Source organism: Microbacterium sp. (genome assembly GCF_036277215.1).
Classification (GTDB): Bacteria; Actinomycetota; Actinomycetes; order Actinomycetales; family Microbacteriaceae; genus Microbacterium.
Genome location: NZ_DASUNI010000240.1, coordinates 26,018 through 46,007, shown reverse-complemented (window position 1 = coordinate 46,007; position 19,990 = coordinate 26,018). Strand labels below are relative to the sequence as shown.

The following is a 19,990-nucleotide window of genomic DNA, read 5'->3' as shown; positions in this document are numbered from 1 at the left end:
CAACGTCGCCCTGACGGCGGCAGACCACGACTTCCGGGTGAGGATCTACCCGGCCGCCGAGCCGAACGGCAGCCTCCGGGTGTGGCTGCACGGCGGGGCGTTCATGTTCGGGACGATCGACATGGCTGAGGCCGACCACGTCGCTCGCGTCCTCAGCGGCGCGGGAACGACCGTCGTCTCGGTCGACTACACCCTCGCCCCCCTGGACGCGCTGCCCGCGCTCGGTCCGCCGGCGCCGCTCGAGGGCATGCCCACGCCGGAGCAGATGCGCGCGGAGATGGAGGCGGCGGGTCCGCGCTGCCGCTACCCCGTGGCGTCGCTGCAGACGGTCGCGGCATTCGACTGGGCAGTGCAGAACGCCGAGCGATTCGGCGCAGCGCCGGACCGGGTCTCGCTGGGTGGAGCAAGCGCCGGCGGCAATCTCGCGGCCGGCGCTGCCGTGCGGCTGCGCGACCGCGCGGCATCCGTCCCGTACCTGATCGCACTCGTGTATCCCGTCCTGCACGCGCCGCTTCCCGTGGCGAACGCCGAGCTGGAGGGGCTGCTTGCGGGCCTGCCCGTCGCGCTCACGTTCCCACCGGAGTCGACCGACGCGATCAACAGCAACTACCTCGGGGATGCCGCACCCGACGTCTACGCATTTCCCGGCGGGAACGACATGACGGGACTGGCCCCCACCCTCATCGTCACCGCGGACCGTGACCGGCTGCGGGCATCCGGCGAGGCGTTCGCGTCGGAGTTGGCGCTCGCGGGGGTCGATGTGTCGATCGTGCGACAGCGCGCGGCGCTGCACGGATTCCTCAACGAGATCGGGCATCCAGCCGCCGAGTCCACGCTGACGCTCCTCGCCCACCGGGTGTCGGATGTGCGCTGAATTGACACTGAGAGCCTTTGTCAGCTAGATTCATTGAGCGAAAGCTACTTTTACTCGATGAAATCCCATCGAAAACGCGAGGAGGCGATGATGGCGGCGCAGAACATCGTCGATGCAGAACGTTCGACCGACGCCGGTTGGCTGGGACTGCAGGGATCCCGGGTCCTCATCGCAGGTGGCGGCGGGATCGGCGGTGCATGCGCACTCGCATTCGCGGGAGCCGGCGCGTCGGTCGCCGTGGTCGATCGCGATGCTCGCGTCCTCGAATCGTTCGGCGCGGAGCTCACCGCCCTCGGCGCTCACCACGAGCTGATCCAAGCGGATCTCACCGAGCACGGTTCCGGAACCCGCGTGGTGGCGGAGGTCGTCGAGCGGTTCGGCGGTCTGGACGTGCTGCTGCACGCCGTCGGCATCAACGATCGTCGTCCGATCCTCGAGTTCACCGAAGACGAGTGGGATCACATCCTGCGCGTCAACCTCTCATCGGTCTTCGGCCTCGCGCAGGCCGCCGGTCGCCATATGGTCGAGCAGGGTCACGGCAGGGTGCTCGCCCTTTCGAGCGTCTCCGGACTTCTCGCGCACCACTCGCACGGGCCCTACGCCGCGTCCAAAGGCGGCATCAACCAGCTGCTGCGTGTGATGGCTCGCGAGTGGGCATCGTCGGGCGTCACCGTCAACGCGCTCGCTCCGGGTTACGTCGAGACGCCGCTCACGGCGGGCGAGCTCGCCAAGCCCGGCAAACGCGAGAACCTCGAGAGCCTCGTGCCGGCGGGCCGCCTCGGAACGCCCGATGAGATCACCGGTCCCGCGCTGTTCCTGTCCTCACGTCATGCCGGTTTCATCACCGGTCACGTGATGTACATCGACGGCGGACGCACGCTCGTCTGAGACTTGCACCACGATTGGAGCTGACATGACGGATTCGACCCCGCAGATCTTCCCCCGGTTCGCCGGCAAGACGGTACTCGTGACCGGCGCCGGCACCGGCTTCGGCGCCGAGATCGCCGTGCGCGCCGCGCAGGAGGGTGCAAAGGTCGCCGTGCACTACCGCTCGTCGAAGGCGGGCGCCGAAGCGACGCTGGAGCGCATCCGGGAAGCCGGCAGCGACGGCATCCTGGTTCAGGCCGACATCGGGTCGTGGGATGAGATCAAGCGCATGGCCGACGAGGTCTGGGTCGCGTTCGGCACGCTCGACGTGCTCGTCAACAACGTCGGCGACGTCTCGAGCGAGCAGATGAACTGGGACGAGCTGACTCAGGAGGCGCTCGATGCGGTCATCGACATCGACGTCAAGGGCACGCTGCTCATGACGCACGAATTCGGCGAGCGGATGCTGAAGCAGGGGCACGGCAACATCGTGCAGGTCGGCTCGACAGTGATCGTCCGCGGTTCAGCTCGCGCACCGCAGTACGCGGCAGCGAAGTACGCGATCCTCGGCATCACGAAGTCCTACGCCAAGGCGTTCGCACCGGCGGTGCGCGTCAACACCTTCGCACCCGGCTTCATGGAGACCGAGCGGCTGCTCAACCGCGAGGACTGGAAGAGCGGCCGCCGCGAGGTTCTGATCTCTCAGACGCCGATGGGCGTCATCCCGCCGCCCGAGTTCGTCACCGGGGCCTGCCTGTGGCTTGCGACCGACGAGGCGGCCCACCTGACCGGCGGCTACATGCTCGCCGACGGCGGCTTCAACATGGTCGGCGCATAAGCGTCCGTCAGATCAACGCGTTTCGTCTCGCTTCGCTCGCTCAACGACCGGTCGGTGCGCGAGGAGCGAAGCGACAAGACGAAACGCCTCTACCAAGGAGAAACGAACCATGAAGCTCATCACCTTCGACGGCGGCCGCGTCGGCCGGCTGGAACTCGAGGACGGCGTCGTCCTCGAACTCGACGTGCCCTCGACCCGCGAATACTTCGAGCGCGGCGGTGACGTCCGCGAGACCGGCGAGCGCCTGGCATACGCCGACGTGAAGCTCGAGGCGCCCATCCGGCCCAAGAAGTTCTTCCACACCGCCGGCAACTTCGCAGACCACCACAACGAGCTCACGGCCGTCGATTGGTCGCACCCCGTGCACAAGGGCATCGTGTTCTTCCAGAACGTCGACGCGATCATCGGACCCGATGACGAGATCGTCTACCCCGAGGGCCTCACGAAGGAGCTCGACTACGAGCTCGAGCTCGGCATCATCATCGGCAAGGCGGGCAAGTTCTTCGGACCCGACGAGGCCGACGACTACATCGCGGGCTTCACCGTCTTCAACGACATCACCGCGCGCGACATCCAGCGCAAGGAGATGGAGTCGGGCGTCTTCTCCTTCTCGAAGGGCATCGACACGTTCTGCCCGATCGGCCCGTGGATCGTCACGCGCGACGAGGTGCCCGACATGCACGAGCTGCCGATGCAGCTGCGCGTCAACGGCGAGGTCCGTCAGCAGGGCAACACCGACCAGACCCGCATCAAGTTCCCGCACCTGGTCGCCTACCACTCGCCGCAGATCTACAGCGCCGGCGACATCATCACCACGGGCACGATCTCGGGTGTGGCCGCCGTGCAGCCCAACCCGTTCGACTTCTACCTCAAGCCGGGCGACCAGATCGAGGCCGAGATCACCGGCATCGGCACCCTCCGCAACAAGGTCATCGGCTGGGAAGAGCGCTACGGCGAGCCCGCCCCACAGCGGGTGGACTGGTGAGGATCGCAAACCTGGGCGGCCGGGCCGTCCTCGTCGAGGGGGAGAACGGCGCGATCGACATCGCCGGAGCGTCGGACGGCCGCTTCGGCCCCGATCCGCAGTCGCTGTTCGAGGACTGGGCGGCGTTCGCCGAGTGGGCGGGTGCTCTCGAGAGGGCGGATGCCGCGGCATCCGACTCGTTCGATGTCGCCGAGCTGTCCGCGCCCGTCCCGCGTCCCCGGCAGGTGTTCGCGATCGGCCTGAACTACGCCGAGCACGCCGCCGAGGCGGGCTACCCGCCGGATTCGATGCCGGTCACCTTCACCAAGTTCCCGTCGTCGATCGTCGGGCCCGATGTGGTCGTCGAGCTGCCCGAGGGTCACGTCGACTGGGAGGTCGAGCTCGTCGTCGTGATCGGCCGCGAGGCGTACAAGGTCGACCGCGAAAGCGCGTGGGACCACGTGGCCGGCCTCACGATCGGCCAGGACCTCTCGGAGCGCATCACGCAGATGCAGGGCTCCGCGCCCCAGTTCAGCCTGGCGAAGTCGTTCCCCGGATTCGGTCCGACCGGGCCGTGGCTCGTCACACCCGACGAGTTCGCCGACAAGGACGATCTCGCGATCTCGTGCACTCTGTCGGACGAGGGGATGCAGTCCTCGCGGACGTCGATGATGCTCTACGACGTTCCCGAGCTGCTCGTCCGCCTGTCGGCCGTGTGCCCGCTCCTGCCCGGCGACATCATCTTCTCCGGCACGCCCGCAGGCATCGGCAACCGTCGCACTCCGCCGCGGTTCATTCAGCCTGACGACGTGCTGGTGAGCGCGATCGAGGGCATCGGCACGTTGACCACCCGGTTCGCCTGATCCGGGGACGGGAGTGAGCGACCTGCGTCCGCGCGATTTGCGCGTCGAGTACCTCGAGGCGCCGATCGGCATCGGCGTACGGGCCCCGCGATTCTCGTGGATCGCCGACCACGCGCAGGACGCCTACGAACTGCAGGTGTCCACCGCTGCCGGCCGGCAGGTGTGGGCGAGCGGAGTCGTGGAGAGCGCGGACAGCTCGCTGATTCCGTATGCGGGCGAACGGCTCACGTCGAACACCGCCTACACGTGGCTCGTGCGAAGCCGCTCGGGCGACGCGTGGACGCAGGACGCGGCATCCGTCTTCGAAACAGCGCTCCTGGATGCCGAGGACTGGGTGGCCGCGTGGGTCGAGCCGGTCCAGCAGGATGCCGTCATCGAGCGCTGGAGCATCGTCGACTGGGTCCGGGGACTCGGCCCGGACACGCCGCCGGACGATCGGCTGCGTCCGCCGCAGCTGATGCGCCAGACCTTCGACGTCAGGGGCGGGCTCGTTCGCGCGCGCCTCCACGCCACGGCGCGCGGGGTGTACTCGGCGTTCGTCAACGGCGAGCGGGCGGACGACCAGGTGCTCGCGCCGGGCTCGGACAGCTACGAGCACCGGATCTCGGTGCAGTCCTACGACGTGACGGGTGCCCTCGTCGAAGGCGAGAACGTGCTCGGCTTCGCGCTCGCAGACGGTTGGTGGGCGGGGAGGCTCGGCCTCACCGGGTCCAGCGCCCAGTTCGGCACGCGGACCTCGGCTCTCTGGCAGCTGCACCTCGACTACATGGACGGGACGACCCAGGTCGTGGCGTCCGGCCCCGGGGCCCGCAGCGCTGTCGGCCCGTGGGTCTACGCCGACCTCTTCGTCGGCGAGCACTTCGACCGCCGTGCTGTGCCACTCGGATGGGACCGTGCGGGATTCGACGACGGCGATTGGATGCCGGTCACCGACGTCGGTCGCGACCACACCCTCCTCCGCCCGTTTCCCGGCGAGCCGATCCGCCGGGTGCGGGAGATGCCGGCCGTCGAGATCACCGCGACGCCGGAGGGCACGGTCGTCGACTTCGGTCAGGTGCTCGTGGGCCGCGTCCGGCTGCGACTGCGCACCTCGAAGCCGGGGCAGAAGGTGGTTCTCGAGCACACCGAGACGCTCGCCGCCGACGGGTCCTGGTTCGCGAACATCGTCGGCATCAACAAGGAGCAGACCGACGTCTTCGTCTCGGCGGGCGGCGATGACGAATGGGAGCCCGAGTTCACCTTTCACGGCTTCCGATATGCGCGGATCAGCGGGCTCTCGGCACCGCTCGGATTCGACGACATCGTCGCTGTGGTCCTTGCCAGCGATCTCGAGCAGACCGGGTCGTTCGCGGCGTCCGACGATCGCCTCAACCGCCTGCATCAGAACGTCGTGTGGAGCCAGCGCGGCAACTTCCTCTCAGTGCCGACCGACTGCCCACAGCGCGAGCGGGCGGGGTGGACAGGCGACATCCAGGCGTTCGTGGGCGCCGGCGCGAACAATGCGCAGGTCGTGCCCTTCCTGTCGAGGTGGCTCGACAACCTGCGCGCCGATCAACTGCCCGACGGGCGCATCCCGATCTTCTCGCCCCGCTCGCCGTTCGACGCCGAGGCCGCCGCGACCGCACAGGGGATCGGCTCGATCGTCGCGGCCGCCGGGTGGAGCGACGCCATCGCGATCGTCCCGTGGGTGCTGTACGAGCGATACGGCGATCGACGGATCCTCGAGGAGAACTACGACGCGCTGGCACGGTGGGTCGAGTACCAGCGGGTGACGGCCGCCGCGGAGGTGCCGGAGGAGCTCGCCGGCGACGATCTCCCGCGGCGGCGTCGCCGCAACCAGTCCCTGCTCTACAACACCGGCATGCACTTCGGCGACTGGCTGGCCCCGAGCACCATGGAGGGCAAGCCGATGCACGAGGCCGTCGGCATCGCCCCCGCCCTGACGAGCGAGTACATCGCCCCGATGTTCCAGGCGAACACCCTCACACTCGCCGCGCGCATCGCGGCGGCGCTCGGTCGAGAGGCGGATGCCGCCGCCTACGCCTCGCGCGCCGTCGAGGTCCGCGCCGCCTTCGCCTCGGAGTACGTCGATGCGAACGGCGACCTGCCGGTTCGGCTGCAGGGCGTCTACGTGCTGGCGCTCGCCTTCGACATGGTGCCGGAGGAGTTGCGTCCGTCGACCGCTGCCCGCCTGGTGGAGCTCGTGCGGGCGCGCCGCGATCGGCTCGACACCGGCTTCCTCTCGACGCCCTACCTGCTGGACGTGCTGTGGGACCATGGCCACCCCGATGTCGCCCGCGCCCTGCTCCGCCAGTCGGAGATGCCCTCGTGGCTGTACGAGGTCGACCACGGCGCCACGACGATCTGGGAGTCCTGGGACGCGATCTCGCCCGACGGCGAGATCCGGCCCATGTCGTTCAACCACTACGCGCCGGGCAGCGTGGACGACTGGCTCTACCGCCGGATCGCCGGCATCCGGGCGACCTCGCCGGGGTACCGCACGGCGGTGATCGAGCCCGACTTCGACGCGGGCGTCGATTCGGTGCGGGCGCACGTGGGCACGCCGTACGGGCGGCTGGCCGTCGAGTGGACGAGGACGGGGGATGCGGCATCCGTCGTCGTCGATGTTCCGTTCGGGGTGTCGGCGATGCTGGTCATCGGATCGTCGCGGCGCGCGCTCGCTCCGGGTCGCAGCACCCACGACATCGATGCCGAGGACGTCGTGAGGCGACTACGATCCGCGTAAGCCCCGACCGGAGGGAACGGAATGACGTATCCAGTGCTGATGGACGTCGACACCGGAATCGATGACGCGCTGGCGATCATCTTCGCGGTGAAGCATCCGGAGATCGACGTTCGCGGCATCTCGTGCGTCGCGGGCAACGGATCTCTCGAGAGCGTGGTGGCGAACACGCTGCGGATCCTCGATGTCGCGGATGCTCCCGACATCCCGGTGGCTGCCGGTGCCGTTCGACCTCTGATCGAGCCCGCCGGGCGCGCGTCGACGTTCCACGGAACGGATGGACTCGCCGATGTCGGCCTCCCCGCCAGTGATCGTCGGCCCGAGCCCATCCACGCGGTGGACTTCCTCCGGGATCGACTGCTTTCGGCGGACGAGCCGCAGACGCTGATCGCTCTGGCCCCCCTGACGAACATCGCCCTGCTGCTGCGCACCTACCCGGAGGTGACGGAGAAGATCGAGCGCATCGTCTTCATGGGCGGATCAGCGACATGGGGCAACGTCTCCGCCGTGGCGGAGTTCAACATCCGGCAGGACCCGGAGGCAGCGCACATCGTTCTGGGCAGCGGCGTTCCACTCACGATGTACGGGCTCGACGTCTTCGAGAAGATCAGCCTCGACCTGGCGACGATCGACGCGCTGCGACGATCCGATCACGCTCTGGAGCGGACTCTGGGCGAGCTGGTCGGCTTCCAGCGTGAAGGCACGGACGGCTCGTTGGAGGTCTACCGGTTGATCGGGGATGCCGGTGCCGTCTGCGCGCTCGTCGCGCCGGAGCTCTTCACCTGGGAGAAGTGGCCCGTGCAGGTCGAGCTCGCCCCGGGACTCAGCCGCGGCCAGACGCTGGTGGACCGCCGCGAGCCGAGCCTGGCCACGTTCGGTCACGCCTTGGCCGAGCCCTGGCCCGAGATCGAGGTCGCCATGGACGTCAGCGCTGCCGAAGTTGCCCAGTTCTACCTCGACACGGTGCTCGCTCGGTCCTTAGGCTGACGATGGTCGATTCGCGCATGCACGCAGAGTCGGGGCTCGGATGACGCGAGGTGTCGTGGTCCTCGGCAGCGCCAACGTCGATCTGATGGTCGAGGTGGAGAGGCGTCCTCACGGTGGCGAGACGCTCCTTGGATCCGACATCCGGACGTTCGCAGGGGGCAAGGGGGCGAATCAGGCCGCTGCCGCGGCGCGTGCGGGTGCTCCCACTCGGTTCATCGCGTGCGTTGGCCAGGACGGCAACGGCGAATTCCTGCGGTCGCAGCTGACCTTGGCGGGGGTCGACGTGTCCGGCATCCAAGCCGTTCCACACCCGACCGGGACCGCCATGATCCTCGTCACGCCCGACGGCGAGAACTCCATCGTCGTGTCGCCCGGCGCCAACCGCGCGATGGATCTCCGAGTAGCCGAAGCCACAGCAGAGACGTGGCTGCATGCCGACGTGCTCGTGCTGAATCTGGAGATTCCGCTCGAGACGGTGCACCACCTGATCGACAGGGCCGCGGAGTCCGGTGTTCGCATCGTGCTGAACGCAGCGCCTGCCGCATCGCTGGATCGGCGGATGCTGCGGCACTGCGATCCGCTGATCGTGAACGAGCACGAGGCTCGCTTCCTGCTCGATGCCGATGCGCAGCGCAAGCCGGAAGAGATGGCGGCAGACCTGCTCGGAGAGGGGGCTCGGTCGGTGGTGATCACGGTCGGTGCGGCGGGGTCGGTGGTCGCCGACGCCGGCGGAGTCACCCCGATCCCCGCCCATCGGGTCGAAGCCGTCGATACGACGGGAGCCGGCGATGCGTTCGTCGGGGCGGCCGCCTGCGAGCTGGCCCGTGGCGAGCAACTGCGCAGCGCGGTCCGCTTCGCGACCGCGATGTCGGCGCTGTCGGTGCAGGATCTCGGCGCACAGTCCTCGTATCCGGATCGCGCAGCTGTTGAGCGCTTCCTTCGTCGGCTGGGTGAGCCCGGGACGGACTGAGCGCGGTTCCATCGTCTTGTCGTGTCGTGTCGTGTCGTGTCGTTCGGGATTCGTTCCGGGCGGCGTGCTCGGCTCCTCCACAGGAATGGTGCCTGAAGTGTTCTGCACCGGAATAAACAGCCTCTGATCTGGACCTTTGAATGTCGGAGGCCCTCGTCAGAATGGAGCCATGACCAACCTCGCCGACGCCCTCGATGCGCTCGGCGATGCGCTTGCGGATGTGACGCAGACGGCGTTCGCGGCCGGCGGCCTGCGGGCCTGCGGCGACGATGTGCTGCCGGCGGTGCTGGCAGCTGCGGGCAGGCTTCGGCGCGAGGCCGAAGCGATTCTCAGCGAGGCCGCTGCGCACGTGCTCGAACGCGAGGATCTCGCTGCCCACGCCGATCGTTTGACGACCCGGTACGGATGCCGCAACGTCGTCGAGCTGGTCGAGCGGGCTACCCGCGTATCGGGTCGGACCGCGTCGGACGTGATCACGGCGGCGAGGGCGGTGGGCCGACCCGTTGCCGTATCGACGGGTGCGCTCCTGCCGGCAGAGTTCCCGCGCCTGCGCGAGGCGCTGCGCGTGGGTGAGGTCGGATTGGATGGAGTCGTCGGTGTGGTCGGAGCGTTCCGCGGGAGGGTCGTCGGGCGGGTCGAGCTGCTCGCAGCGGACGAGGAGCTGGCCGCCGCCGCGTGCGGTCAGGGTGCGGATGCCGCGCCCCCGGCGTCGGCGGACGAATTGCGATCGTACGCGCAGGTGTGGGCCGCGTATCTGGATCAGGACGGGTCGGAACCTGCCGAGTCGCAGGCGTTGCGCAAGCGCGGGTTCACGATCGGGCGGCGGGCGGAGGACGGCCTCGTCCCGGTGCGCGGCAACCTGCTGCCCGAGGTCGCCGCCCAGCTCGAGCTCGGCTTCGACAGCGTGCTCAATCCCAGGGTCGATGAGGTGGCAGCGCCGTGCTTCACCGAGAGCGAGCCGGTCGATCGGGACGAACCGATCGAGAGTGCGGCCGAGCTGCGCACGCATGCCCAGAAGCAGCACGACGCGCTCGCCGTGCTGCTGACGGCGGCTGCGACATCCGGTGACCTGCCGACCCTGGGCGGGGCGGCACCGACCCTCGTCGTAGCGGTGCGCGAGGAGGACCTCGCGACCGGTCGCGGGTATGCGCACCTGCCGGGCGATGACGAGCCGATCTCGCTCTCCGTGGCCCGGCACATCGCCTGCACAGGCGCGGTGCAGCGGGTGGTGTGCGGCACGGGAGGGCGGATCGTGTCGATTGAGACGCTCGATCGGGTCTTCAACCACCACCAGCGGCGCGGGATCACCTTACGCGACGGGGGATGCCTGATTCCCGGCTGTCGCGTTCCCCCGCAGTGGTGCGAGATTCACCATGTGCAGGAGCACTCGCGAGGCGGGCCGACGCATACCGACAACGGAGTCCTCCTGTGCTGGTTCCATCATCGGACGATCGATTCGGGTGGCTGGCGCATCCAGATGGTCGACGGGGTGCCGTACGTCCGAGGTCCGCACTGGTGGGACTCGCACATGAAGTGGCGACCCGCCACGAAATCTCCGACTCGTATGCGTGAAGCGATCGCCCTCCGAATGTGATGGACGCCCGGCCGGACGAGAGTGCATCACGCCTACTTCGGCAAGGACGGATGCCGCTCCTGCGGCGTGCGCTTCGACGGAATGAACAGCGCCACGACGAGAGCGATGATCGCCGCCGCCCCTCCGAGGACGAGCGAGAGGGTGAACGCGGTCGGGGTCGGAACCGGAACCCCCTCGAAGTCCGCCGAGTACGTGGCCAGGACGGCGCCCACCACGGCTGCGGCGGTGCTCGTGCCGAGCGAGCGGAACAGCGCGTTCAGACCGTTGGACGCTCCGGTCTCGCTCTGCGGCACGGATCGCATGATCAGCATCGGCATGGACGCGTAGCCGAATCCGATACCCGCGCCGATGAGGATGTTCGCGACCAGGATGTGCCATACCTCGGACGAGAGCAGCAGGGTGAAGGCGTACGCGAGCAGGAGGCAGAACGCGCCGAGGAGCAGCAGCAGCTTCGGCCCGGTGCGACGCGCGAGCCGCCCGGCGATCGGCGACAGCACCATCATCACCAGGCCCGAGGGCGCCACGATCAAGCTTGCCGCCAGGAGCGACAGACCGAAGCCGGCTCCGGTGGCGATCGGCAGCTCGAGCATCTGCGGGTACACGACGTTCGACGCGAAGAGCGAGAATCCCATCGCGATCGAGGCGATGTTCGTGAGGAGCACCGCGGGACGCGCGGCCACCCGCAGGTCCAGCAGCGGTTCGGGGATGCGCAGCTCGAACCATCCCCACAGCAGCAGGACGAGCAGCCCGCCGAGCCCCGACACGAGCACGGCCGGAGCGCCCCAGCCCCACTCGTTGCCGCGCGAGATCGCCAGCAAGATGCCGATCAGCCCCAGCGCCAGCCCCCCGGCGCCGATGAAGTCGAACCGGCCGGCGGTGCGCAGGACGCTCACCGGCACGATCCACAGCACGAGCACGAACACGACGGCGCCGAGGACGGCCGCGACCCAGAACAGCAGGTGCCAGTCGCTGCGCTCGGTGATGACCGCACTGATCGGAAGCCCGAGCGCACCGCCCACGCCGAGCGTCGCGCTGATGAGGGCGATCGCCGAGTCGACGCGGTTCTCGTGCAGCACGTCCCGGAGGATCGAGATGCCGAGCGGCACGACACCCACGATCGCGCCCTGCAGGGTGCGGCCGACGATGATGCCGATGATCCCCGGTGAGAGCGCCGCGATCACGGAGCCGACCACCATGACCGCGAGCAGCACCAGCACGATGCGGCGTTTGCCGTACATGTCGCCGAGGCGGCCGCTGATCGGAGTGATCACGGCCGCAGCGAGAAGGGTCGAGGTCACGACCCAGGCGGTGTCGTCGCGACTGGCATCGAGCAGCTCCGGCAGCTTCGACTGGATCGGCACCACGAGCGTGAACATGAACGACGAGCACAGCCCGGCGATCGCGAGAACCGCGACGATGGCGCCCTGTCGTGGCATCCGGGTGAGGCGTCTGCGCGCGTCCTCATCCCCCGATCCCATCGCTTCAGGCTATCGCCGCGGGCGAGTGGGACGGGCCGGGCTCCCGCGGGCGACCGGCGCGCGGCAGACTGAGCGCATGGCCTACGACCCGCGGAACGCGGCATCCGAACCCGCCCCGCCCGGCATCGACATCCGTCCCCTCGAAACGATCGCGCAGATCCAGGAGGCGGCCGCCGTGCTGCGCCAGGTCTGGGAGGGCGACCGCGATGCCATGCCGCCCAATCTCGTGCGCGCACTCGCGCACTCCGGCAACTACGTCGTCGGCCTGTATGAGGGGGACCGCATGGTCGGAGCGTCCATCGCCTTCTTCGGCCCGCCGGCGGAGCGCACGATGCACTCGCACATCACCGGAGTGCTCCCGGGCATGCAGAGCCACGGGCTCGGCCGCGTGCTCAAGCGCCACCAGCGCGACTGGGCGTTCGCGCGCGAGGTCGGGCACATCACGTGGACGTTCGACCCGCTCGTCTCCCGCAACGCCCACTTCAACCTGCGCGTTCTGGGTGCACGGGTCACCGAGTACCTGGTCGACCATTACGGTCCCATGGACGACGGCGTCAACCGCGGCGACGAGACCGACCGGCTCCTGGTGACGTGGGCGCTCGCCGCTCCACCCGCCCCGACGCCGCCCGACGAGGATGTGGTCGCGTCGGTCGCGGTACCGCGCGACATCGAGACGATGCGTCGTTCGGCACCGACGGATGCCGCGGCTTGGCGCGTCCGTGTGCGCGAGGAGTTCCTGGCACGCCTCGCCGCAGGCCTGGTGGCCGCCGGCTTCGACGACGAGCGGGGGTACCTGTTCGTCCGGCCCTAGGGCGTTTCGTCTCGCCTTCGGCTCGCTCAACGACCGAAGCGCGCCCGGTCGATGGGCGAGAGCGGCAGGCGCGAGACGAAACACCCGCACGCCTGCTCGGTCGTTGGGCGAGCGCCGCAGGCGCGAGACGAAACGCCCGCACAGCCTCGGAGATCCGCACAGTTTCGGACCCTTTCTGCCACCTCCCTCCGCAGAACTGCCGATCTCCGAAGAAGCGCATGCCGGCGGCATCCGAGGTCTCTAGGCTGGCCCGCATGCCCGAATATCGCGCCCACTTCGACTTCGACATCCGCTTCGCCAACGGGGGAGGCCTGACCGGCGAGGCGTTCCGCCTGGACGTGCCGTCGGCCGCGATCTCGGAACGCGACCTCGAGCTGTTGCTCATCGAGCACCTCGGGCTCACACTCGTCGGCTCGGTCACGATCCGCGATCTCCAGGTCGTCGAAGAGCCCCACCGCGGCAGCCGCGGCGTCGACACCGGGGCACAGCCCTCCGCACGACGCATCGTCGATCTCAGCCATCCGATCCGCGCCGGGCTCGTGACGTATCCGGGCCTGCCCGCACCCACCATCACGCCGCATCTGACGCGCGAGGACTCCCGCGCGAGGTACGCACCGGGCACCGAATTCGCGATGGACATCCTCACCATGGTCGGAAACACCGGCACGTACCTCGACAGCCCCTTCCACCGCTACGCCGACGGGGCCGACCTCGCGGGCCTCGACCTGGCGACACTCGTCGGACTGCGCGCCGAGGTCTTCCACCTCGAAGACGTGTGGTCGGCGACGGACCGCGGAATCCGCACCGCCGTGCTCGCCGACCGCGACGTGCGCGGAGCGGCCGTGCTGCTGCACACGGGCTGGGACCGCTGGTTCGGAGCGCCCGAGTACGGCGTCGGCGCCCCCTTCCTCACCGGCGAGGCAGCGCAATGGCTGATCGACGCCGGGGCCGTGCTCGTCGGCATCGACTCGGTCAACATCGACGACACCGAGTCCGGCGGAGAGCGGCCGGCGCACTCGCTGCTGCTCGCCGCAGGAGTTCACGTCGTCGAGCACCTCACCCGGCTGGGGGAGCTGCCTCCGCGCGGCGCGCGCTTCACCGCTGCGCCGCCCGCAGTCGAGGGGTTCGGCACGTTCCCGGTGCGCGCATTCGCCGAGATCGGCTGACTCGGCGACGACGCAGCACGCGTTCAGCGCACCTTCGGGCATGCGCCGCACCTACTTCCGCGCCGGATGCCGGAAACTGCGCCGCATCCGCCCGCCGCTGCCGCCGGTAGCGTAGCCCTGTGATCCCCGCCGACTGGACCCCCCACCGCCGCGACGACGGCGAGCTCCTGGGCTGGATCCGGCCGGAGGGCGGGCACTGGGTGGCGATCGACCTGCTCGGGCACGCGGCATCCGATGCGGGTGAGTGGCTCGACGCCGAAGAGGCTCTCGAATCCCGCGGACTGGCCTGGCTCGCCGACATCTGGATGCTGGAGCGCGACGCCGGCGAAGCCCTGCAGGTGAAGGTGGTGGAGGTCGCGCCCGGACGCGACGGCGAGGCCGGTCGCGTGGTCGTGCAGACCGACGACTTCGGTGCGATCGACATCCCCGTAAAGCAGTATCAGCTGCCGTGGCCGTCGCCCCTCGCTCTGCGTCCGCGGCGCTCGGGCGAGACCGGCGCATCGCCGTTCGGGTGACTGCGCGGCGTAGCCTGAGCGCATGCCCATCGCCCGACCCGCGGCATCGGTGACCCTCGAGGGTTTCGAGCTCCGCGTGCTGCAGATCCCGCTGGTCGCCCCGTTCACGACCTCGTTCGGCACCGAGACCGTCCGCGAGGTCATCCTCGCGCGGGCCCTCACGCCCGACGGCGACGGCTGGGGCGAGATCGTCACCGGCGCCGCGCCGCTTTACTCGAGCGAGTACACGCAGGGAGCCTGGGATGTCGCGGCCCGCTGGCTCATCCCCGCCCTGCTCGATCGGCACACGCTGGCGCCGGAGGCGGTTGCGGAGGTGCTCGTGCCCTTCGTCGGGCATCGCATGGCCAAGGCCGGCCTGGAGCTGGCGGTGCTCGACGCGGCGCTGCGAAGCGAGGGCCGCCCGCTGGGGGAGTACCTCGGCGCCGTCCACGACCGGGTGCCGTCGGGCGTGTCGGTCGGCATCCAGCGCGATCCCGCCGCGCTCGTCGAGGTCGTGGGCGGCTACCTCGACGAGGGATACGTGCGGATCAAGATCAAGATCAAGCCCGGTCGCGACATCGCCGAGACGGCGGCGGTCCGCGATGCGTTCGGGCCGATCCCGCTGCAGGTCGACGCCAACTCGGCGTACACGCTGGCGGATGCCGCCACCCTCGCCGAGCTGGACCGCTTCGACCTGCTGCTGATCGAGCAGCCGCTGCAGGAGGACGACCTCGTCGACCACGCCACCCTCGCCCGGAGCCTCCGCACCCCGGTATGCCTCGACGAGTCGATCGTGTCGCACAAGGCGGCGGTGGACGCGCTCGCTCTCGAAGCGGCATCCGTGATCAACATCAAGGCCGGTCGGGTCGGCGGGTACCTTGAGGCGGTGCGGATCCACGACCTGTGCGCGGATGCCGGCATCCCGGTGTGGTGCGGCGGAATGCTCGAGACCGGGATCGGGAGGGCGGCGAATGCGGCGCTCGCCGCGCTGCCCGGATTCACCCTCCCCGGGGACGTGTCGGCCTCGGACCGGTTCTACGCCCGCGACATCGTCACCGAGCCCGCCGTGCTCGACGACGGCCACGTGCGTGTGCCCACCGGAGCGGGCCTCGGCGTCGAGATCGACCCGATCGCGCTCGAGGACTTCACCGTCCTGCGTGAGACCGTCCGGCGGTAGGTGGTTCCGTGCGTTCGGGATTCAGTCTGCGGCCGCCGGGCAGCCTGCGACACGCCGCGCGGCGGCCCGCCGGGCACGCGCTGAGACTGAATGCCGAACACCAGCGCCGCGAGAACCGGCTGGATCTCCCTGGCCGGCCGCCCGAGGGCCGGCCGGATCTCCCCAGCCGGCCGCAGATCGCGGCCGCAGCCCTCGCCTCTGCCGCCCTGCTGCTCGCCCTCACCGCATGCGCGCCGAGCGCGACGACCGCCGCACCGACGCCGCCCGGGCTACCCGACGGGGTCACTGCGCAGCTCGTGCAGCTGCGCTCCGACGTCGCCGCGCGGCAGGCGCAGGTCGAGCTTCACAACGACGGCGACACCGACCTGTCGATCGGCGCGCTGGCCGTCTCCGACCCGCGCTTCGAGGGCGACGCGACCCGCGTGCTCGAGCGGGACTCCCTCGTGCGTGCCGGCGCCACCGTCGACATCCGCATCCAGCTGCCCGACATGGACTGCGCGGCGTCCGAGAGCGGTGCGAGCGCGCTCGCGTTCACTTACACCGTGGACGCGAGGCCCCGGCAGGCCGAGGCGCCGATCGACGACCCGCTGGATTTCATCGGGCCCCTGCACGAGCGCGAGTGCCGTGCCGACGCGGTGGCGGATGCCGCGGCCCTCACCCTCGCTTCGTTCACGCCGTCCGCGGCCGGCCAGCCCGCCGACCTCCTCCTCGAGATCGCGCCGACCGGCGACGCCGCAGTCGAGGTGGTCGGCATCCAGACGACGAACCTGCTGACCTTCGCCGGAGCCCCCGGGACCACGGCCGACACGTTCCCGATCGCCGTCTCCGTCGCCGCCGGCGACACCGACCCACACGCCGTCCACCTCCCGCTCGTGCCGCTGCGCTGCGACCCGCACGCGGTCCAGGAGGACAAGCGCGGAACGATCTTCACACTCGAGGTGCAGGTCGACGGCGAGCCGGGGGAGATCGAGCTCGCGGCATCCGAGGACATGCGCGGCAGCATCCTCACCTGGGTCGCGAACTGGTGCGGATTCGGCTCCGGCTGAGGCCTGCGCGCCCCGCTGCGTTCGCCGCGATCCGCACCCGCGCGACTTCCCGCGCGCATCCGTTCTGCGGCGCGAGCCCGCGGGATTTACTCTGGACCCATGGCAACGGGCTCACCCCGCACGTTCGGTCGCACTGATGGCGTTCCCGCCGCGAGAACGGTGCGCCGCTCGCGCCGGGTGACGGGAGCCGCAGCGCTCGTCCTCACCGCGTCGATGGCACTGAGCGGATGCTTCGGCAGCGTGTCCGACACGGACGGCGGTGGCGGCGGCGATTTCGCCGACGACGGCTGTACCAGCGTGGTCGTGGCGACGTCCTCGGAGAAGGTCAACATGCTCGACGCCCTCGCCGTGGCCTTCAAGGAGTCTCCGGAGGCGGAGGCGCTCGACGAGTGCGCGACGGTGCGGCCCATCAACGTGTCATCCGGCGAGGCGACCCGGATCCTCACCGCCGGCGGCGACTGGCCCGACGAGAACCCACGGCGCTGGCCGACGATGTGGTCGCCCGCGTCCACGGTGTGGACGGACCGGGTCGCGGCCGCGGCATCCGCTTCGCTCGTCGGGGAGCCCGAATCCTTCACCCGGACGCCGGTGGTCTTCGGCGTGCCGGAGACCATGGCCCGCGCGCTCGGTTGGCCCGACGCCGAGATCGGGATCGCCGACCTCGAGCGGCTGTGCACCGACCCCGACGGCTGGGCGAGTGTCGGCAAGCCGATCTGGGGCTCGTTCAAGATCTCCAAGACGAATCCGAACACCTCCACCACGGGGCTCTCCGCGATCCTCATGCAGTCGTACGAGGCGGCGGGCAAGTCCGCCGACCTCACTGCCGCCGACGTCGCCGCGGCCGCCGACTTCTCGCGGGCGTTCGAGGAGTGCGTCATCCACTACGGCGACACGACCGGCAAGGTCCTGACCACCCTGTACGACGAGACCCAGAACGGGACGGGCGGCTCAGGGTACGTGTCGGCGGTCGCGCTCGAGGAGACGTCCCTGCTGAACTACAACCAGGGCAACCCCGACTCTCACACGGTCCAGCCGGGCGAGACGCTGACCCCTCCGAAGGAGAAGCTCGCCGCGGTCTATCCATCGGGCGGCTCCATGTGGTCCGACAACCCGGTCACGGTGCTCGGAGCGCCCTGGGTGACGGACGTGCAGCGCACGGCGGGTGAGGCCTTCGCCGCGTTCCTCCAGACCGAGGCTGCGCAGCGGATCCTGCCCGAGTACGGCTTCCGACCCCTGGATGACGGGGTACCGCTGGGCGACCTGTTCACCGAGGAGTTCGGTGTGGATCCGGCAGGGCCGGCGGTGACCCTGCCCAAGCCCGGAGTGGATGTGGTGTCCGCCGCGATCGACCAGTGGACGCAGATCCGCAAGCCGTCCTCCGTGCTCGAGGTGATCGACATCTCGGGATCGATGGACGATCCCATCGGTGACGGGCGCTCGAAGCTCGACGGCGCGATCGAAGGTGCGCAGGCGACGCTGGATCACTTCCGCGGCACGGACGAGGTCGGTGTGTGGGCGTTCACCACCGAGGTCGAATCGCCAGAGGGCGAGAACATCATCGTCGTGAGGGAGGTGTCGCCGCTCGCGTCCGACCTGGAGTCCCTGAACACATCGCTCAACGACCTGCGGTTCGCGACGAGGGAGGGCACGCCGCTGTACGACGCCGTGTCACTCGCGTACGACAAGATGCTCGAGCGGGCCGAGCCCGGACGCATCAACGCGATCGTCCTGCTGTCGGACGGACAGGACACCGACTCGACGATGTCGCTCGACTCGCTCGTCGCCAAGATCGGCCAGTCGGCGCGTGAGGGCGGCGACGACGCGCCGGTGCGGATCTTCCCGATCGCGTACGGCGAGGGAGCCGACACCGGTGCTCTGCAGCGGATCGCCGAGGCCACCGGCGGGCAGTGGTTCGACGCATCCGACGCGACGAAGATCGACCTCGTGTTCGCGTCGGTCATCAACAACTTCTGACCGGGGGCACCGATGAGCGCAGCGTCCGCGGGGTACGTCGACGACGCCGCCTCCGCGCTCGCGGAGTCGAACGTGTACGTCTCCGCGGAGGTGGGCGGGTCCGCAGCTCTGCGCGAGGCGCTGACCCAGCAGATCTCGGATGCCTCGATCGGCGTCGCCGTGTTCTCCGATAACGCGGCTCTGGAGGCATCCGGTCCCGAGATCGTGTCCGAGCTCGCCGATCGCACCGGGTTCGACACGATCATCGTGGCCGTCGGCGACGACCTGTCAGCCGGATCGCGCGTCCTCGCCTCGGGTGAGGCGATGCGGATCGCGAACGAGGCCGAGAGCTCGGCCGCCGGCGTCGACCAGGCTCTGGTCGAGACGGTCCAGGGTGTGGTCGCGGCATCCGATGCGCCGGCCCCGCCGGGGGCCGGCCTGGACGGGGGTGTCATCGTCGGCATCGCCCTCGCCGCCGCCGCCATCGCGGCGGTGATCGGCATCGCGATCGGCGTGACGCGCTCGCGCCGATCGCGCGGGCGGGCTGATCGACGACTGCCGGACGGCGTGCGATCGGATGTCGCGCTGCTGCAGACTCTGCGCGGCGAGTACGCCGCGCTCGGGGCGTCGGGTAATCCGGTGGCGGCGCAGACGGCGAACGCCATCGGCGACATCGCCGGCAACGTCGTCGAGCTGTTCGCCCGGCTCGACAAGCGCAACGACGAGGGCCAGCATTCGCTCGCCGCGGTCGAGTACGACGACAAGCTGCGCAAGCTCACCGCCGCACTGAACCGCGATTACCTCCTCGACATCCTCACCCACCCGCACCTGTGGGACGACCCCGACGAGCGCGTCCGCGAAGTGCGCGGGGCGGTGTCCGGCGTCTCCGAAGAGCTTCTGGAGAACATCAAGCAGGTCAACGCCCGCCGCGGTCTGCACTTCCAGGTATCGCTCGACGGACTCATCGGCCGGCGCAAGGAACTGCAGGACTGGGAGCGCGAGTTCGACCGCGCCGCCGAGGAGGGCGGGCCGACCGGCTCCGTCGGCGATCTCGACCGCGGCTAGGATCGAGGGATGCCGCACGGCGCCCGCTGCGGCGCCGCCTACGTGTCGGCATCCCGGCCAGCGCCGCCTTCAGCGGCGCATCCCCTCGCGAATCGCACAG

The 19,990-nt window shown here is 69.8% G+C and carries 17 protein-coding genes; 16 read left to right on the top strand and 1 reads right to left on the bottom strand.

From position 1 onward, the window contains the following. From VFX99_RS12050 to VFX99_RS12010, 9 genes are all read left to right on the top strand, one after another. Window positions 1-874 (top strand): alpha/beta hydrolase fold domain-containing protein (locus VFX99_RS12050; RefSeq protein ID WP_329666534.1); only part of this gene is annotated, 874 nt, incomplete at its 5' end. A 57-nt stretch (window positions 875-931) separates the two neighbouring features. Continuing rightward, complete coding sequence (locus tag VFX99_RS12045; RefSeq protein ID WP_329666533.1) at window positions 932-1,762, top strand: SDR family oxidoreductase; 831 nt, start codon at window positions 932-934, stop codon at window positions 1,760-1,762. Between the two features lie 25 nt (window positions 1,763-1,787). Beyond that, entirely contained in the window at window positions 1,788-2,579 is a 792-nt protein-coding gene (locus tag VFX99_RS12040; protein WP_329666532.1) for an SDR family NAD(P)-dependent oxidoreductase, read from the top strand. A 109-nt stretch (window positions 2,580-2,688) separates the two neighbouring features. Continuing rightward, a complete protein-coding gene (locus VFX99_RS12035) occupies window positions 2,689-3,564 on the top strand; it encodes a fumarylacetoacetate hydrolase family protein (RefSeq protein ID WP_329666531.1) in 876 nt (291 codons plus the stop codon). Beyond that, window positions 3,561-4,406 carry a fumarylacetoacetate hydrolase family protein gene (locus VFX99_RS12030; protein ID WP_329666530.1) on the top strand — a complete coding sequence of 282 codons (846 nt, stop codon included), beginning with the start codon at window positions 3,561-3,563 and terminating at the stop codon, window positions 4,404-4,406. Before VFX99_RS12035 ends, VFX99_RS12030 begins: the two co-directional genes overlap by 4 nt. A 13-nt stretch (window positions 4,407-4,419) precedes the next feature. Continuing rightward, on the top strand, window positions 4,420-7,152 hold the full coding sequence (locus VFX99_RS12025) for a family 78 glycoside hydrolase catalytic domain (protein WP_329666529.1): 2,733 nt from the start codon (window positions 4,420-4,422) through the stop codon (window positions 7,150-7,152). 39 nt (window positions 7,153-7,191) lie between these two features. After that, window positions 7,192-8,136 (top strand): nucleoside hydrolase, encoded by a 945-nt coding sequence (locus VFX99_RS12020; RefSeq protein ID WP_329666528.1) that lies wholly within the window; start codon window positions 7,192-7,194, stop codon window positions 8,134-8,136. Between the two features lie 40 nt (window positions 8,137-8,176). After that, entirely contained in the window at window positions 8,177-9,106 is a 930-nt protein-coding gene (gene rbsK / locus VFX99_RS12015; RefSeq protein ID WP_329666527.1) for a ribokinase, read from the top strand. 169 nt (window positions 9,107-9,275) lie between these two features. Beyond that, a complete protein-coding gene (locus VFX99_RS12010; protein ID WP_329666526.1) occupies window positions 9,276-10,700 on the top strand; it encodes an HNH endonuclease signature motif containing protein in 1,425 nt (474 codons plus the stop codon). 32 nt (window positions 10,701-10,732) lie between these two features. On the opposite strand, the gene VFX99_RS12005 is transcribed toward VFX99_RS12010, so the two are convergent. Further along, complete coding sequence (locus VFX99_RS12005) at window positions 10,733-12,136, bottom strand: MFS transporter (protein WP_329666536.1); 1,404 nt, start codon at window positions 12,134-12,136, stop codon at window positions 10,733-10,735. A gap of 118 nt (window positions 12,137-12,254) precedes the next feature. On the opposite strand from VFX99_RS12005, the gene VFX99_RS12000 reads away from it, so the two are divergent. The 7 genes from VFX99_RS12000 (at window position 12,255) to VFX99_RS11970 (ending at window position 19,890) form a co-directional block, all read left to right on the top strand. Further along, window positions 12,255-12,989 (top strand): GNAT family N-acetyltransferase, encoded by a 735-nt coding sequence (locus VFX99_RS12000; protein WP_329666525.1) that lies wholly within the window; start codon window positions 12,255-12,257, stop codon window positions 12,987-12,989. 254 nt (window positions 12,990-13,243) lie between these two features. After that, complete coding sequence (locus VFX99_RS11995; protein WP_329666524.1) at window positions 13,244-14,155, top strand: cyclase family protein; 912 nt, start codon at window positions 13,244-13,246, stop codon at window positions 14,153-14,155. A gap of 119 nt (window positions 14,156-14,274) precedes the next feature. After that, entirely contained in the window at window positions 14,275-14,670 is a 396-nt protein-coding gene (locus tag VFX99_RS11990) for a hypothetical protein (protein WP_329666523.1), read from the top strand. A 22-nt stretch (window positions 14,671-14,692) separates the two neighbouring features. Further along, a complete protein-coding gene (gene menC / locus VFX99_RS11985) occupies window positions 14,693-15,826 on the top strand; it encodes an o-succinylbenzoate synthase (RefSeq protein ID WP_329666522.1) in 1,134 nt (377 codons plus the stop codon). Between the two features lie 8 nt (window positions 15,827-15,834). Further along, a complete protein-coding gene (locus VFX99_RS11980; protein ID WP_329666521.1) occupies window positions 15,835-16,872 on the top strand; it encodes a hypothetical protein in 1,038 nt (345 codons plus the stop codon). Between the two features lie 99 nt (window positions 16,873-16,971). Then, window positions 16,972-18,846 (top strand): substrate-binding and VWA domain-containing protein, encoded by a 1,875-nt coding sequence (locus VFX99_RS11975; RefSeq protein ID WP_329666520.1) that lies wholly within the window; start codon window positions 16,972-16,974, stop codon window positions 18,844-18,846. A 12-nt stretch (window positions 18,847-18,858) separates the two neighbouring features. Next, complete coding sequence (locus tag VFX99_RS11970; RefSeq protein WP_329666519.1) at window positions 18,859-19,890, top strand: hypothetical protein; 1,032 nt, start codon at window positions 18,859-18,861, stop codon at window positions 19,888-19,890. Window positions 19,891-19,990: the final 100 nt, after the last annotated feature.

Coding starts and splice junctions, on each gene's coding strand:
- VFX99_RS12045 (WP_329666533.1), top strand. CDS start 932: ATGAAATCCCATCGAAAACGCGAGGAGGCGATGATGGCGGCGCAGAAC.
- VFX99_RS12040 (WP_329666532.1), top strand. CDS start 1,788: ATGACGGATTCGACCCCGCAGATCTTCCCCCGGTTCGCCGGCAAGACG.
- VFX99_RS12035 (WP_329666531.1), top strand. CDS start 2,689: ATGAAGCTCATCACCTTCGACGGCGGCCGCGTCGGCCGGCTGGAACTC.
- VFX99_RS12020 (WP_329666528.1), top strand. CDS start 7,192: ATGGACGTCGACACCGGAATCGATGACGCGCTGGCGATCATCTTCGCG.
- rbsK (WP_329666527.1), top strand. CDS start 8,177: ATGACGCGAGGTGTCGTGGTCCTCGGCAGCGCCAACGTCGATCTGATG.
- VFX99_RS12010 (WP_329666526.1), top strand. CDS start 9,276: ATGACCAACCTCGCCGACGCCCTCGATGCGCTCGGCGATGCGCTTGCG.
- VFX99_RS12005 (WP_329666536.1), bottom strand. CDS start 12,136: ATGCCACGACAGGGCGCCATCGTCGCGGTTCTCGCGATCGCCGGGCTG.
- VFX99_RS12000 (WP_329666525.1), top strand. CDS start 12,255: ATGGCCTACGACCCGCGGAACGCGGCATCCGAACCCGCCCCGCCCGGC.
- VFX99_RS11995 (WP_329666524.1), top strand. CDS start 13,244: ATGCCCGAATATCGCGCCCACTTCGACTTCGACATCCGCTTCGCCAAC.
- menC (WP_329666522.1), top strand. CDS start 14,693: ATGCCCATCGCCCGACCCGCGGCATCGGTGACCCTCGAGGGTTTCGAG.
- VFX99_RS11975 (WP_329666520.1), top strand. CDS start 16,972: ATGGCAACGGGCTCACCCCGCACGTTCGGTCGCACTGATGGCGTTCCC.
- VFX99_RS11970 (WP_329666519.1), top strand. CDS start 18,859: ATGAGCGCAGCGTCCGCGGGGTACGTCGACGACGCCGCCTCCGCGCTC.